This window comes from Ureibacillus massiliensis 4400831 = CIP 108448 = CCUG 49529, assembly GCF_000772965.1.
Classification (GTDB): domain Bacteria; phylum Bacillota; class Bacilli; order Bacillales_A; family Planococcaceae; genus Ureibacillus; species Ureibacillus massiliensis.
Window position 1 is genome coordinate 175315 of the sequence record NZ_JPVQ01000001.1, and the last position, 15338, is coordinate 190652.

Annotated in this window: 16 protein-coding genes, 1 riboswitch and 1 other annotated feature; of the genes, 8 read left to right on the forward strand and 8 right to left on the reverse strand. The window is 38.0% G+C overall.

Features of this window, described 5'->3' with window-relative positions; all coding sequences use genetic code 11:
* The first annotated feature begins 150 nt into the window (after window positions 1-150).
* Window positions 151-693 (forward strand): cysteine hydrolase family protein, encoded by a 543-nt coding sequence (locus CD30_RS00880; RefSeq protein ID WP_036171061.1) that lies wholly within the window; start codon window positions 151-153, stop codon window positions 691-693.
* A 197-nt stretch (window positions 694-890) separates the two neighbouring features.
* Here the strand turns inward: CD30_RS00880 and CD30_RS20485 are convergent, their stop codons facing one another.
* The gene (locus CD30_RS20485) at window positions 891-1094 is read right to left on the reverse strand and encodes a hypothetical protein (RefSeq protein ID WP_235801979.1); all 204 of its coding nucleotides are present in this window, start codon (window positions 1092-1094) and stop codon (window positions 891-893) included.
* Window positions 1095-1405: 311 nt separating this feature from the next.
* Here CD30_RS20485 and CD30_RS00890 point away from each other — a divergent pair, with 311 nt between their 5' ends.
* From CD30_RS00890 to CD30_RS00900, 3 genes are all read left to right on the forward strand, one after another.
* Complete coding sequence (locus CD30_RS00890) at window positions 1406-2659, forward strand: Y-family DNA polymerase (RefSeq protein ID WP_036171453.1); 1254 nt, start codon at window positions 1406-1408, stop codon at window positions 2657-2659.
* 325 nt (window positions 2660-2984) lie between these two features.
* Window positions 2985-3311: a YolD-like family protein gene (locus CD30_RS00895; protein WP_036171064.1), complete on the forward strand. Its 327-nt coding sequence runs from the start codon at window positions 2985-2987 to the stop codon at window positions 3309-3311.
* A 157-nt stretch (window positions 3312-3468) separates the two neighbouring features.
* A complete protein-coding gene (locus tag CD30_RS00900) occupies window positions 3469-4422 on the forward strand; it encodes an L-threonine 3-dehydrogenase (protein WP_036171066.1) in 954 nt (317 codons plus the stop codon).
* Window positions 4423-4507: 85 nt separating this feature from the next.
* Here CD30_RS00900 and trpA read toward each other — a convergent pair whose 3' ends face one another.
* From trpA to CD30_RS00935, 7 genes are all read right to left on the reverse strand, one after another.
* Window positions 4508-5290, reverse strand: coding sequence for a tryptophan synthase subunit alpha (gene trpA, locus CD30_RS00905; protein ID WP_036171068.1), 783 nt, complete (start codon window positions 5288-5290; stop codon window positions 4508-4510).
* Complete coding sequence (gene trpB / locus CD30_RS00910) at window positions 5287-6477, reverse strand: tryptophan synthase subunit beta (RefSeq protein ID WP_036171070.1); 1191 nt, start codon at window positions 6475-6477, stop codon at window positions 5287-5289. Before trpB ends, trpA begins: the two co-directional genes overlap by 4 nt.
* Entirely contained in the window at window positions 6477-7100 is a 624-nt protein-coding gene (locus CD30_RS00915; RefSeq protein ID WP_036171073.1) for a phosphoribosylanthranilate isomerase, read from the reverse strand. The genes trpB and CD30_RS00915 overlap by 1 nt, the downstream gene beginning before the upstream one ends.
* Window positions 7097-7897: an indole-3-glycerol phosphate synthase TrpC gene (trpC, locus tag CD30_RS00920; RefSeq protein ID WP_036171075.1), complete on the reverse strand. Its 801-nt coding sequence runs from the start codon at window positions 7895-7897 to the stop codon at window positions 7097-7099. Before trpC ends, CD30_RS00915 begins: the two co-directional genes overlap by 4 nt.
* Complete coding sequence (gene trpD, locus CD30_RS00925) at window positions 7897-8931, reverse strand: anthranilate phosphoribosyltransferase (RefSeq protein WP_036171078.1); 1035 nt, start codon at window positions 8929-8931, stop codon at window positions 7897-7899. Before trpD ends, trpC begins: the two co-directional genes overlap by 1 nt.
* A gap of 78 nt (window positions 8932-9009) precedes the next feature.
* Window positions 9010-9249 (reverse strand) — a binding site (T-box leader).
* Window positions 9250-9465: 216 nt separating this feature from the next.
* Window positions 9466-9732, reverse strand: coding sequence for a coat protein (locus tag CD30_RS00930; protein ID WP_036171081.1), 267 nt, complete (start codon window positions 9730-9732; stop codon window positions 9466-9468).
* A gap of 170 nt (window positions 9733-9902) precedes the next feature.
* Complete coding sequence (locus tag CD30_RS00935) at window positions 9903-10406, reverse strand: QueT transporter family protein (protein ID WP_036171083.1); 504 nt, start codon at window positions 10404-10406, stop codon at window positions 9903-9905.
* A 6-nt stretch (window positions 10407-10412) separates the two neighbouring features.
* Window positions 10413-10457, reverse strand: a riboswitch (PreQ1 riboswitch).
* Between the two features lie 402 nt (window positions 10458-10859).
* Here CD30_RS00935 and CD30_RS00940 point away from each other — a divergent pair.
* The 4 genes from CD30_RS00940 to CD30_RS19380 all read left to right on the forward strand — a co-directional run bounded on the left by CD30_RS00940 (window position 10860) and on the right by CD30_RS19380 (window position 14995).
* Window positions 10860-11882, forward strand: coding sequence for an ABC transporter substrate-binding protein (locus CD30_RS00940; protein ID WP_036171086.1), 1023 nt, complete (start codon window positions 10860-10862; stop codon window positions 11880-11882).
* 57 nt (window positions 11883-11939) lie between these two features.
* Window positions 11940-12980: an ABC transporter permease gene (locus CD30_RS00945; protein WP_036171089.1), complete on the forward strand. Its 1041-nt coding sequence runs from the start codon at window positions 11940-11942 to the stop codon at window positions 12978-12980.
* A complete protein-coding gene (locus CD30_RS00950; protein WP_036171092.1) occupies window positions 12973-13767 on the forward strand; it encodes an ABC transporter ATP-binding protein in 795 nt (264 codons plus the stop codon). Before CD30_RS00945 ends, CD30_RS00950 begins: the two co-directional genes overlap by 8 nt.
* 256 nt (window positions 13768-14023) lie before the next feature.
* Window positions 14024-14995 (forward strand): nuclease-related domain-containing protein, encoded by a 972-nt coding sequence (locus CD30_RS19380; RefSeq protein ID WP_052126002.1) that lies wholly within the window; start codon window positions 14024-14026, stop codon window positions 14993-14995.
* Window positions 14996-15338: the final 343 nt, after the last annotated feature.

Sequence of the window (15338 nt, forward strand, 5' to 3'; positions counted from 1 at the left end):
TTTAGAAACCTTCAGCTCGTTGTAAACCGAAAAGGCTTCACAGTATATTTAGTTGAAACGAAATAAAAATAGTTAGAGAAGTCCATTTGATTTTCCTTAATCATTTTTCGCTTTATAATGGATATATTAGGAATTTGAGGGGGAGAGTGTATGGCGAAAGAAGCTTTGATTATCGTCGATATGAGTAATGATTTTGTAGCGGATGATGGGAGTTTAACAGCGGGAAAACCTGCTCAAGAGATTGTCCCATATATTATTGAAACGGCAAATGAATTTCTGAGCCGTGATCAAGTGGTTGTAGTCGCAATGGATGCCCATCAAGAAAATGACCAACACTTTGAACTTTGGCCAGCGCATAATGTGGTAGGTACTTTCGGCCAACAGCTTTATGGTGACCTTATGACTTGGTATCAAGAACATGAAGCAAATTCCAACGTTATGATGCAGCCGAAATCGAATTACAATGCGTTCTTTAATACGAACTTAGCTGAAAAATTGCGTGCACTTGATGTTGAAAAAGTCCATGTTGTGGGTGTTTGCACGGATATTTGCGACTTCTTAACCGTTGCTGGTGCAGATGCAGAAGGATTTAAAACCGCTATCCACAAAAGAGGAACAGCAACCTTCACAGATTTAGGAGAAACATTTGTCAATCATATGAAAACATGCTTTTTTACTGAGATAGTAGAGTAATTATATTAGAGTTGAGTCTATAACTTATGGCTCAACTCTATTTTTCTAATGTAAATAATTGAAACGTACATGGCGTTTAAAAATACTTCAGTCGTGAAAAATATTAAGTTTCTTTAATAAGTTTTCGGATTTTCTTTTTTCATGCTGTAGATTTTTGCCTGATAGATAATCAACAGTTTCTTGTGTTTCAGTTAGCTCTACACGTAGACCATCCATTTTTTCTCTAGACGGTCAAATCGCTCATTCATCGTGTTTTCAAGTTGGTCAACGCGATTTTCTAATTTCTCCATACGAGTCTCAAAACTCCCCATTCGATTTTCTAAAGAATCGAATCGTCCATTCATCTCTGTTGAAAAAATTTTCAGTGCATTTAATACTTCTTGTAATTCATGCTTTTCCATTCAATTATCACTCCTACTTCAAAATTATCATTCATATTTTTGTGTTTTAAGGAATAATATCAAGAACGTTTGTTCCTATTGTAAAACGGATTGAAAAATTTGTAAAGTACGATGTTCCTCTTTAGTTTTCGATTCAACTTTTCTCCAAACCCCAAATAATACCACTTGCCGTCTCAATTATCTCATTTTAAAATGAATATAAGAACGTTTGTTCGCGTACACTATAATGAAATATTTTGGAGGTGTGTTTGATGCATGCAAGTAGTTTGAATGAATATGATACAGATTTTTGGCAGAAGGATTCTTTCTCTATATATAAAAATGCACCAGATCGACCGATTATTTGTATCGATATGAGGTGTTTTTATGCAAGTTGTATGGCAATGTTGGAAAATCTTGATCCGATGCAAGTGCCGATAGCCGTTGTCGGAAATTTTCAGCAAAAGGGAAGTGTTGTCCTAGCTGCATCGCCACCAATGAAAAAACGTTTCGGAATTAAAACGGGATCACGTCTTTATGAAATACCAAAACATCCTGATATTAAATTATTCGAGCCGAAAATGGAGTTTTTTGTTCAAATGTCAATGGCGATTACAGATTTAATTAATCAGTATGTGCCAAAAGAGGCTATTCATGTCTACAGTGTAGATGAAAGCTTTATTGATTTATCGGGTACGGAAAAGCTTTGGGGTCCACCTGAAGAGACAGCAAAACGTATTCAGTATAATATTTTTAATCAATTCCAAATTCAAAGTGCGGTTGGGATGGGGCCGAATATGCTGATGGCAAAGCTTGCCCTTGATATAGATGCAAAGAAAACAGGTTTTGCGAAATGGACGTACGAGGATGTTCCGAAAAAGCTATGGCCAGTTTCGCCACTTTCTGAAATGTGGGGAATTGGTAGACGGACAGAGCGCTCCTTAAATAATATGGGCATTTTTAAAGTGGGGGATTTAGCGAACGCAGATTTGAAAATGCTAGAGGATCGTTTCGGTATTATGGGAAATCAACTGTATTACCATGCATGGGGTATTGATTTATCGCCAATTGGAGCACCGCTTGTACAAGGGCAAATTAGCTTTGGAAAAGGGCAAATGCTCATGCGTGATTATCGTCATCGTGAAGAAATTTTAACGGTTATTTTAGAAATGTGTGAAGATGTAGCAAGACGTGCAAGGGAAGCATATCAGATTGGCAGAACAATTACTCTTGGTGTTACTTATAGTAAAGATACCTTTGGAGGAGGATTCCATCGCGCGCGAACAATCGATGAACCGACAAATGACACGATGATAATTTATAAAGTGTGTAAGGAACTGCTCGATGAATTCTACGCAGAAAGACCAGTACGACATATTGATATTAGTCTTTCGAAATTGGAATCAGAACACTCTATGCAGCTCAGTTTGTTTGATGAAATGAAATGGAAGAAGCGGAAGCTTGGCGCTACGATGGACTCTTTACGTTCAAAGCATGGAGCCACTGCTGTGTTGCGGGCGGTATCATTTACAGATGCAGGCACTGCTGTAGCGCGTGCTCAATTATTGGGAGGGCATAAGAAATAAGGGGGTTTTGCGAAATTCGAGGGGTGCTTGAATTGAGTTCCTTTTACTGGGAATACTCGCGGGTTGATCCAAAATACTCGCGCTTTTCGGAGGAATACTCGCGGGTTGATCCAAAATACTCGCACTTTTCGGAGGAATACTCGCGGGTTGATCCAAAATACTCGCGGGTTTCGGACAAATACTCGCACTTTTTCCGAAAATACTCGCGTCTCAGACCAAAATACTCGCACTTTTCGCACAAGATATCATACTTCGCCCGAAAATATTCTCGCACCCAAAACATCCACACCTCCCCGCATCCCTAATAAAAAAGAGGTGATGAACAATGATTCGAGATCGGGGGAATATTAAATGGAATGCCATGATGCTGCCAGAGCATGTGAAGCTGTTACGTGAATGGAAGGCACAGGACGAATACGTAAAAAAGCCGGAACTTGATGAATGGACGTTACAGGAGCTAAGTGAACAATTGCAAAGAGCTTACACCCAGAAAACTGAAGTAGAGCTAAAGGTTTGGGAAGAAAAGCAAATTTATAAAACAACAGGTGTCATTCACAAGTTAAATACCCAAAGCGGTAAATTTTATTTAGAAGATGGTCGTTCCTTTTCGTTTCAGTCCATTGTTGATATTTCATTAAATTTAATTGAATAAAGCACCATATGAAGTCAGAGCCTCTTTAAAAAAACATCGTCAACAGTCTCCTTTTTAATTACTTTATATAGGCGTATTGCATATGATAGGTTGATTAGTTTTGGACGGAATTTCTCCAATAAGGAAAACATATTCCATCAACCTAGGAGGAGACGACATGAAAAGAATACTCGTTACGGGGGCGCTTGGACAAATTGGCTCTGAATTAGTGGTCAAACTCCGCAAGCTTTATGGAGAAGAAAATGTTTTAGCAACGGATATAAGGGAACCTAAAGAAAAGGAAGGCCTATTTCAAGTACTTGATGTAACAGAAGGAAAGAGAATGTATGAGCTAGCGAAACAATTCAATGCAGATAGTCTCATCCATATGGCGGCTCTTCTTTCTGCCACCGCTGAGAAGAAGCCGCTCTATGCTTGGCAATTAAATATGGGTGGTCTTATCAATGCATTGGAGGTATCTCGGGAACTGAATTTACAGTTTTTTACCCCAAGTTCAATCGGCGCATTTGGTCCAACAACACCAAAAGAAAATACACCTCAGGACACAATACAAAGACCAACAACAATGTATGGAGTGAGTAAGGTGGCGGGGGAGCTATTATGCGATTATTACTTCCATCGCTTTGGTGTGGATACTCGAGGTGTTCGATTCCCAGGATTAATTTCTTACACGACGCCTCCTGGTGGGGGAACGACAGATTATGCTGTGGAAATTTATTATAAAGCGGTGGAAGAAGGGCGCTACACCTCCTACATTGCAGAAGGTACATACATGGATATGATGTATATGCCCGATGCGCTACAAGCAATTGTCGACTTAATGGAAGCAGATGGCTCCAAATTAGAGCACCGCAACGCCTTTAATATAACGGCCATGAGTATTGAACCAAATCAAATTGCCGAAGAAATTAAAAAGCATATCCCAGCATTTGAAATGGACTATGCTGTGGATCCTGTACGTCAAGGGATTGCAGAAAGCTGGCCTAACTTTATTGACCCGTCGGCTGCTAAAGAGGAATGGGGCTTTACAGCAGCTTACGATTTGGAAAAAATGACAGCAGATATGATTGAGAAATTAAGTAGCAAATTAAATAAAAAGTCATTTTCATAAAAAAGGCTAAGGAAAGGGAAATTAAATATCCCATTTCCTTAGCCTTTATTTAAGCGCGCACCAATCTCAATCTAGGGGCCACCAATTATTTCACGGCAGCCAATTTTGAAGCTTTCACTAATTCTTCAATAGTAGCCCAGTCATCTTTAGCTAAGCTATCCACAATCTTACTACCTACGATAACACCATCGCAAACGAGTGCGAAATTCTTCACATGCTCAGGTGTGGAAATTCCAAACCCAGCTAAAATAGGTGTATCGTTATAATTTCGAAGCTTTTTGAAATGCTCATCCAGCTCACTGGCAAAGCTTTGTCGTGCCCCAGTAATCCCATTCACAGTGACTGCGTAAATGAAGCCTTCGCTCATTTTAGTTAAACGTTCAATACGTTCAGGTGTACTTGTTAATGAAACAAGCTGAACTAAATCAATACCAGCCTCCTTTAAGGCAGGATGGACGATTTCACATTCCTCTAAAGGCATATCAGGAATAATAACGCCGCGAATTCCAGCTGCATAAGCATCGCGAGCAAATTCCCCAATTCCATAAGCAAGAATAGGATTTAAATAAGTCATCGCAACAAGTGGAATTGAAATTTCATCTGCAAAGCTAGTTAAAGTTTCAAGTACTTTTCGTAAAGTGGTACCCTCTGCTAATGCCCGTTCACCGGCAAGTTCAATGGTTGGACCATCTGCAACAGGATCTGTGAAGGGGATGCCTACTTCAATAGCAGTAACCCCAAGCTCCTGCAGCTTCAAAATGGTCGGTTGCACTTTATCTAATCCACCATCGCCAGCCATAATATATGGAACAAATGCTTTATCACCTTTTGCGACAGTAGATAAAATAGCTTCTTTTAATTGGCTCATGCTAAGTCACCTCCAAGGGCAGAAGAAATGGTGTGTACATCTTTATCTCCGCGTCCAGATAAACAAATGACTAAAATATCATCAGAAGACATAGTTTTCGCAAGATTTGAAGCAAAGTAAACCGCATGGGCACTTTCTAAAGCAGGTAAAATTCCTTCTGTACGGCAGAGTAGTTTTACACCTTCTAATGCTTCTTCATCCGTCACATTCCCATAGGTTGCGCGGCCGCTTTCATGAAGATGGCAATGCTCTGGACCAACACCAGGATAATCTAATCCAGCAGAAATGGAATGAGCCTCTTGAACGAATCCATTTTCATCCTGCAATAAGTACATAAATGCTCCATGAAGGACGCCTGTTTTACCGACATGAATGGCAGCGGCGTGTTTATCTGTATCGATGCCTTTTCCAGCAGCTTCAACACCGTATAAATCCACCTCCTGATCGTTTACGAAAGGATAAAACATACCAATGGAGTTACTTCCTCCACCAATACAAGCAACGACGGCATTTGGTAGACGATTTTCTACTTCTAGAATTTGTTTACGAGTTTCATCGCCGATCACTCGTTGGAAATCACGAACAATTGTAGGGAATGGATGAGGGCCCATTGCTGAACCTAAAATATAGTGCGTATCTTCAATGTTTGTAACCCAGTGGCGCAGTGCTTCATTGACCGCATCCTTTAACGTAGCGGAACCTTTTTCAACACCGACTACCTTTGTTCCAAGAAGCTCCATTCGGAATACGTTCAATGCCTGACGCTTTACATCTTCTGCCCCCATATACACGATACACTCTAATCCAAGTAGGGCACATGCTGTTGCAGTGGCTACACCGTGTTGACCAGCACCAGTTTCGGCAACAATTTTTTTCTTGCCCATACGTTTTGCAAGAAGCGCCTGGCCGAGGGCGTTGTTAATTTTATGAGCCCCTGTATGGTTTAAATCTTCCCGTTTTAAATAGATTTTGGCACCACCACAATGAGCTGTTAATCTTTCAGCGAAATAGAGGGGTGTTTCTCGCCCAACATAATTTTTTAAATAGTAATGAAGCTCCTTTTGGAATTCTTCATCAGCTTTATAGTTGTCATATGCTTCTTCAAGTTCTTGTAATGCCGTCATTAATGTTTCCGGGACAAATTGCCCTCCAAAACGGCCGAAACGTCCTTTTGTCTCAGTTGCCATTATATATACACTCCTTTTACAGTTGTTGCTGCTTGTATGAATTTTTTAATTAAATCGGCGTCTTTTCTACCATCTCGCTCCACACCACTTGATACATCTACGCCAAATGGGGAAACTTGCTGGATAGCAGGGCAAACGTTTTTACAATTTAAGCCACCAGCTAAAATTACGCGATCCTTTGAAATCGTAGCTTCTTCAAGTAATGTCCAATCAAAAACACGACCACTTCCACCAGCAAAATCAGTTCCTGGTGCATCAAATAAATAGTAATCTACATCATATTGACTAGCTTTTTCGACATCTTCATATCCACGAATGGAAAAGGCCTTAATGGAAGGAAATCCTAATTCTTGGATAAAGTCAGCACTTTCATGGCCATGATATTGGACGAAATCAAGACCAACTGTTTCGACTGCCTCGCAAACTTCTTCTTTTGTTGGATTAACAAACACGCCTACTTTTTTAACATGTGTTGGGACGTGTTTAGCAAGCTCTTTAGCATGATTTATCGTGATTTGGCGCTTGCTCGGGGCAAACATGAAGCCTATGAAACTAGCACCAGCATCCACAGCAGCTTTCACATGCTCGACTTCTTTCAATCCGCAAATTTTAACTTTTGTCATGACTTCACGACCTTTTCATTGTCAGAGAGGGGAACCTGTAAAGATTTTAAGGCTCCTTCAACATTCCCACTTCGCATTAAAGATTCGCCAACGAGTACACCACGAGCGCCTACTTTTGCTACACGCGCAGCATCTTCACTAGTCCATATGCCACTTTCACTAATAAAGGCGATTTCAGGAATCGTATTGATTTTCTCTGCTAATTTTTCTGTTTGTGCTAAATCAACATCAAAGGTCTTTAAATTACGATTGTTTACACCGATAATTTTTGGACCAATTGCAATGGCGCGATCCAGCTCTTCTTCATTGTGTACTTCCACTAAAACATCAAGATCTAAGCTAGATGCATAGTCGTATAATGATTTCAGTTTGTCGTCTGATAAAGCTGCAACAATCAATAAAATTACTGAAGCACCAGCAGCTTTTGCAACATCAATTTGAACCTCATGTATGATAAAATCTTTATTTAAAATCGGAATGTCCACATGATTTGCAATATCAGCTAAATCTTGAAAAGAACCTTTAAAATACTTATCTTCAGTTAATACAGAGATACATATAGCACCAGCAGCTTCATATTTTTTCGCTTGTGCAACAGGATCTACACCTTCATTTATTAACCCTTTAGAAGGAGATGCTCGTTTCATTTCCGCAATGACTTGAAGCTGCTTCGATTTCCGCAGTACATCATACAGTGAAGGACGCTCCTTTCTCACAACATTAAATTGGGGTTTGTTTGCAATTAATTGAGGTAGTAATGTTTCTTTATAGTCGATAATCGTTTGTAAAATCGTCATTATATTGCGCGCTCCTTTAAAATTCCTTGGCTAAATTCGATAACTGCCTCAAGCTTTTCGATAGCATGGCCTGACTGGATTGTTTCGAGAGCTAATTCCACGCCATCTAGAACGGAATCCACCTTGTTTGATGCAAAGAGGCCAAGTGCTGCGTTTAATAAAACGGCATCGAAGTAAGGACTTTGTTTTCCTTTTAGTAAATCTCTTAAAATATCAGCATTTTCATCTGGTGTTCCACCACGTAATTGGTTCACAGGCACAGAAGAAAGTCCAAGATCTTCTATACGAATCTCAATTTGTTTTACTTCACCATTTTCTAAAAGTGCAAATTTGTTTTCATTATCAAGGGAAGCTTCATCCATACCTTTTGTTCCAGAGACAACGACAGCACGTTTACGACCTAAAATATTTAACACTTCTGCATATTGAGTTACGAATTCTGGACGATTGATGCCAACAAGCTGAGTTTGTAAGTTTACGGGATTTGTTAACGGGCCTACCATATTGAAAATAGTTGGTGCGCCAATTGCACGACGTACTTCACCAATACGTTTAAGTTTCGGATGAACGTGTGGTGCAAATAGGAAGGTGATACCTTCTTGTTTTAGCATTTCAACATGATCCTCAATTGTAAAATCTGTATGGATGCCTAATGCCTGCAATACATCGGCACTACCGGATGCGCTTGAGATTTTACGATTCCCATGTTTAGCAATAGGGACACCACTTGCAGCAAGAACGAATGCACTTGTTGTACTGATGTTAAAGCTTTTAAGTCCGTCTCCACCAGTACCGCAGTTATCTAAATACGAACCTTCTGGAACAGGAACTGGTAAGGCATTTGCCTTCATCACCGTTGCGAGTGCTGCAATCTCTTGTACCGTTTCACCTTTTGTACTTAAAGCGATAAGAAAATCTGCAATTTCATCCTTTGGTGTTTCTTCATTAAATACGATTTTTACTGCTTCAATCATTTCTTCATATGGTAAGTTTTCACCTTTGCTCACACGATTTGTGAATTCTAAAATCGTCATATTCTTCATCCTCCTAAATGTAATATTTAAGATTAGATGGAAAATAAAAAAGCCCTCTACAAAAGGAAAATTCCTTTTGTAGAGGACGATTTAAACCGCGTTGCCACCTCTGTTGAAGTAATATAAATTACTTCCACCTTGGCGTGTTTTAGGTATCTAGTACTTAAAACACTTCCTTATAACGTAGGAAAAACGTCAGCAGACTAATGCCAGCTGCTCTCATAAGGCCCATTCACGAAAGGCATGCACTAGTTCACACCGACCACTAGCTCTCTAAACCATGCGAATTTCGCTACTATTCTTATTCATCAATTTTACTCGGCTATTCTCATCTAAACTAAATCTAAGCTCTTCTCGAAACGGTGGATGCGCTACCGCAACCTTTCTCCGTTACCGAACAATTAGTTAAGTTGAATTGTAGACTTAAAAACGGAATTTGTCAATGTATTCTGACAAAATAATAGCTACCACAAAGATATGCTAGTTATATATATTTATGAATGTTAATAAGGAACGGTGCTACATGTAATTTAATTAGAAAAAGAAATTACGTAATCTTATTACTTTAGAAAATAACGCCGCGTCTCTAGCCATTTTATCATTACGTCTCATATGAGGAGCTAAGCATCGAAAAAATTGTTCATCACAAAATGGTGTTCTACCGTATCTTGCATAACACTCATCATGCATTTTACAGCATGCATCAACGGGGTTTGTTGGTAAGCCAGGACCACTACAGCCAGGTCCGCAGTAGCGATAGCCAGGATAACATAAGCCTAGTCTTAAGCGTCTTCTTCTCATGATGATTCTACCTCTTTTCTTTTATTTACTAGTAGAAATAGAATATGTTTTTACAATAGAAATAGGAACGGCATATAGAGTAGAGTAAATAGACTAGAAAAAAGAATAAAAAAGAACAAACGAATTTGCCAATGGTTTTGTGATAGCAAATTGTTTGTTCTTAAGTTTTTTTATCCGCGATTTTTGATTAAATCTTTAAAATTTAATCGTTTATTTAAAAGGTACATAATCGGTGCCCCAACAGCTAATACAACAAACTCACCAACTGCACAAGTAAACCAAGTCCACAAGAACAATCCCCATGGAATATCATAAGCTAAGTGCAAATCTATCGTGATGATGAACATCGTGAAGGTAAATAAAAATGTATTGATGATAAGGCGTGCCCAGATGTTTTTCACAAATTTACAAATAAAAATAAAGATTGCAAGAGTAATAATCGAATGTCCCACACCGAACACTAAATCGTACAAACCTAATGGTGAGAATAAATTCGCAATAAACACACCAATTACAACACCCGTCATATAAAGTGGGTTAAAGGCGACTAAATGGTTTAATATTTCAGATACACGGAATTGAATTTCACCAAATCCAAAAGGTGCAATTAAAAATGTAATAGCCACATATAGGGCTGCAACTAAACCGATAGTAGCAATAAATTTCGTTTTCATATTCACTTCTCCTTAGTTTTTTTTCGTGGGATGGTTACGAACCACGGTGTATTAATATCTCATATTGAAAACGGACGATAAGATAAACACACAATTTAGTATATTAACATAAATGTAAAATTAGGTCAAAATCGTGCGATTAACAATTTGATGTAATTGTAAATTAATTACATTAAATTGGGAGGAATTGAGTAACTTTTTTTATTATATTTATATAATAATTTCATCGCAAGAAACCCTATATTAATTGGGTAATTTAGCGCTTTAAAGCGATAGATTAATATATTTGACTTAATATTTAGAAAATTGTTAAAGTCTGAAGATTCACAATGTTATTGACTATTATAGTTATCGGCTGTAATATAGCGGTAAACTCACATAAAGTAGAATACTAGAACGGATATGTGTAACCAAAATCATGTGAGAAAGAAAGACTAATGGGGGAAACAACGTATGAAAAAGCTATCGTTTTTATTATTTGGTTTAATTCTATTGCTTGCTGCGTGTGGGAGCGGGGGTAGTAGCGAACCTTCTAATGAACCTGCTGAATCAACTGAAAATACAAATGGTACAGCAGAGGAAACACCGACAGAAACGAAATCTTATAAAATTGGTATTACTCAAATTGTAGAACATGCATCATTAGATTCTGCGACAGAAGGATTTATTGCTGCTATTGAGGAATCTGGCTTAGACGTAGAATTTGTGAAAGAGAATGCGCAAAATGATCAAAGTATGAATATAACAATTGCGCAAAAATTAGTGAGTGAAAATGTTGATTTAATCTTTGCTAATTCAACACCGTCAGCTCAAGCTGCGAAAAGCGCGACAGGTGATATTCCTATCATATTTACGTCAGTAACTGATCCAATTGGTGCAGAGTTAGTTGACTCAATGGAAGCGCCAGGTGCAAATGTAACAGGTACAGTTGACTTACATCCAGAAACAATTTCAAATACAGTAGACTTTATTATTGATGAGCTTGGGATTACAAAAGTAGGTACGATTTACAACACAGGTGAACAAAACTCTGTAGTTCAAGTAAAACAAATGAAAGAATTATTAGAAGCAAAAGGTGCAACATTAACTGAAGCTTCAGTTTCAACATCTGCAGAAGTAAAGCAAGCTGCTGAATCTTTACTAGGCCAAGTAGAAGCATACTACATTATTACAGATAACACAGTTGTAACAGCACTTTCTACAGTAGTGGATGTAGCGAATACAAATCAATTACCTTTAATCGTTGGTGAATTAGATTCAGTTGCTGGTGGCGGTTTAGCTGCATACGGTTTCTCATATTATGATATCGGTTATGAAGCAGGAGAAATGGCTGTGAAAATTTTGAAAGGTGAAGCAACACCTTCAGAAATCCCAGCAGCATATCCAGCAAACTTAAAGTTAGTAATTAATAAAGCTACTGCTGAAACAATCGGCGTAGAAATTCAAGATTCATGGAACGCGGAAGTAATCGAATAATTCTTGTTAGCATGCAAAAAAAATAATTTGATATAACGAGCAAGGAGATGATTCAAAATGATACCATTTACAGCATTGTTCGGTTCAGTAGAACAAGGAATCATCTATGCAATTATGGCACTCGGAGTGTATTTAACATTCCGAGTGTTAGATTTTCCAGATTTAACGGTTGACGGAAGCTTTGTAACAGGGGCAGCTACAGCGGCGATGATGATTGCATTTGGCTACCATCCGATTTTAGCTACATTAACGGCGGTTGTTGCTGGATTTATTGCAGGATGTATGACTGGTTTATTACATACTAAAGGAAATATCAATCCGCTTTTGTCAGGGATTTTAATGATGATTGCATTGTATTCCATCAATCTACGAATTATGGGCCTTACTTCAGAAGATGCAATTGTACGCCCAAGTATTCCGTTGTTAAACGAAGAAACAATTTTTTCACAGTTTCAAAGTTTTTGGAGTAATTTAGGAATTGACGATGCATTAACAAGCTTTGTGAAAGATACTTTAGGATTTGAGACAGCACCTCAAACATGGGGAACAATTCTAGTTGTTTTAGTAATTACAATTACTATTAAAATGATCGCAGACTGGTTCTTAAAAACAGAGGTTGGGTTAGCAATCCGTGCAACAGGCGATAACAAAAGAATGATTCGAAGCTTCTCAGCGAACACGGATTCATTGATCGTATTAGGCTTAGGTCTTTCCAATGCATTAGTTGCATTTTCTGGAGCATTAATCGCTCAATATTCTAAATTCTCAGATGTGAATATGGGGATTGGGATGATTGTCATTGGTCTTGCATCGGTTATTATCGGTGAAGCGATATTTGGCACAAAAACAATCTTCCGTACAACTCTTGCAATTGTAATGGGGGCAATTATTTACCGAATCATTTACGCACTCGCACTACAGGTTGATTGGTTAGACACGGGAGATATGAAACTAATTACAGCAATCATCGTAATTTTAGCACTTGTTGTTCCGCAGATCATTAATAAGCAACGAGAGAAAAAACGTAAAGAAAAACGGCGATTAGAGCGTCTTGCGGAGCAACGATTAGGAATGCAAGGAGGGAATGACCTTGCTTAAACTAGAGGGAATAAACAAAATCTTTAATGAAGGCACACTGGATGAAAAAGTGGCTTTAAACAATATCAACTTACATCTGGCTCCTGGTGACTTTGTTACTGTCATTGGAAGTAATGGTGCGGGTAAATCGACGATGCTAAACATGATTGCAGGTGCATTAAGCCCGGATTTTGGTGCTATTTCCATTGATGGAAAAGATGTGACGAAGTACCCTGAGTATAAACGTTCAAAATTCATTGGCCGTGTTTTTCAGGACCCAATGGCTGGCACAGCACCAACGATGACGATTGAAGAGAATTTAGCGATTGCATATTCTCGTAATAAAAAACGTGCATTGCGATTCGGCGTTAATCGTGAGCGTAAAGATTTCTTCAAAACATCGTTAGAGAAATTGCATCTAAATTTAGAGAATCGTTTAAATGCAAAGGTTGGATTGTTATCTGGTGGTGAGCGTCAAGCATTATCATTATTAATGGCGACCTTTACTCAACCGTCCATTTTGTTGTTAGACGAACATACAGCCGCACTAGACCCATCTCGTGCTGAGCTTATTACAAACTTAACAAAGCAACTCGTTGAGGAAAACAATCTAACAACATTAATGGTAACGCACAACATGCAACAGGCAATTGACCTAGGCAATCGTTTAATCATGATGGATAAAGGTCAAATCATCTACGAAGTAACTGCAGAAAACAAACCAAGTTTAACAATCCCTGACCTAATGGCAGAATTCGAACGCATCCGCGGCGAAAAAATGGCATCAGACAGAGCATTATTAGGATAACGATAATCAAGGAAGAGCCTACTGAATTTTGGTGGGTTCTTTTTTTGTTGGGATAAACATGTGAAAGTTATAAAATGCAATATTTATAAACAAATGAAGGAACGCTTTATTACTAAGGTTTCTTCATTTTTTTAATTAAAAATGACCTTTGAAATTATAGATTTAATATCAAGAAAACCTTTAAAATTCGAATTTTCCACATTCGTCATATTTCCACTTACCATATAAAATACGAAAAGGAGGAGGAAAGAGGAAATTGATTGTTCTTGAACGAGTAAAATCTAGTAAATTACAAGTACTTGAAGCAATATCACGTAGGTTATTACTAAATGATTTTGAATATCCTAAATTTCAAGAAATGTACTTTCGTCAGAGGAAGGGCTACCAGGGAGAATTAAAAGTAGATAACGAATGGAATGAACTAAGCATCCCGATAGAATACTATTTACTCTTTAATTATGAAACGGTAAATGAAATAGGAAACTCCCATCAAATGGATACGATCATGTTGAGTCCAAATTTTATTTTTATTGTTGAAATTAAAAATATTTCAGGAAAAATTGATTACGATGAGGAGAAACGACAATTTACAAATACAAAAGAGGATGATAGGAAAGAAGTATACTCTAGTCCAGTGGATCAAGTAGAAAGACACACAAGATTAATTAGGCGAATGATGGATTTGGTAGGACTTCATTTACCAGTTGAAAGTGCAATCGTATTCAGTAATACGTCCACAATCATCGGGCAAATGTCGAAAAGAATCCCATCATTTCATTTAAGTGGTTTACACTCACATATTACGATGCTTTTAAAAAAGCATTCTAAACAAGAGATTTCAATTAAAGAAATGAATATGTTAAAAGATTTTTTATTAGAATCATTGAAAAGAGAACGATGGAAACCAAATATCGATAAACAAAAACTCTTAAATGGAGCAATTTGTGAGCAGTGTAATCAACAAACCATCATGACATATTCTAATGGTCGTTTTATTTGTCCAAAATGTAACGCTAAAAGTAAGGAAATCTTGTTGAAAAGTTTGAATGATTATCGATTGTTGTTTAGTCCGTGGATATCGAATCGTGCATTCAAACAATTTTTCAACATCGCATCATCAAAAACGTCTTATAAGCTATTAAAATCATTAAATTTACAGTGCTATGGAAATAATAGAGGCAGATTGTATTTCATACCGGAAGATATACTGAGTTATAAATTAGAGTGAATGATGATACGCGATCTAGTGAAGATGTGGAGGGCGATATGGACACAAAATAGGGCGATATGGACACAAAATGTATCGATTCGGACACAAAATAGGGCGATAACAAGGGTCGCGAAACGAGCATAAGAGAGTGGAAGGCGATACGGACAAAAAATAGGGCGATATGGACACAAAATGTATCGATTCGGACACAAAATAGGGCGATAACAAGGATCGCGAAACGAGCATAAGAGAGTGAGGGCGATATGGACACAAAATAGAGCGATATGGACACAAAATGTATCGATTCGGACACAAAATAGATCGATTCGGACACAAAATAGATCGATTCGGACACAAAATA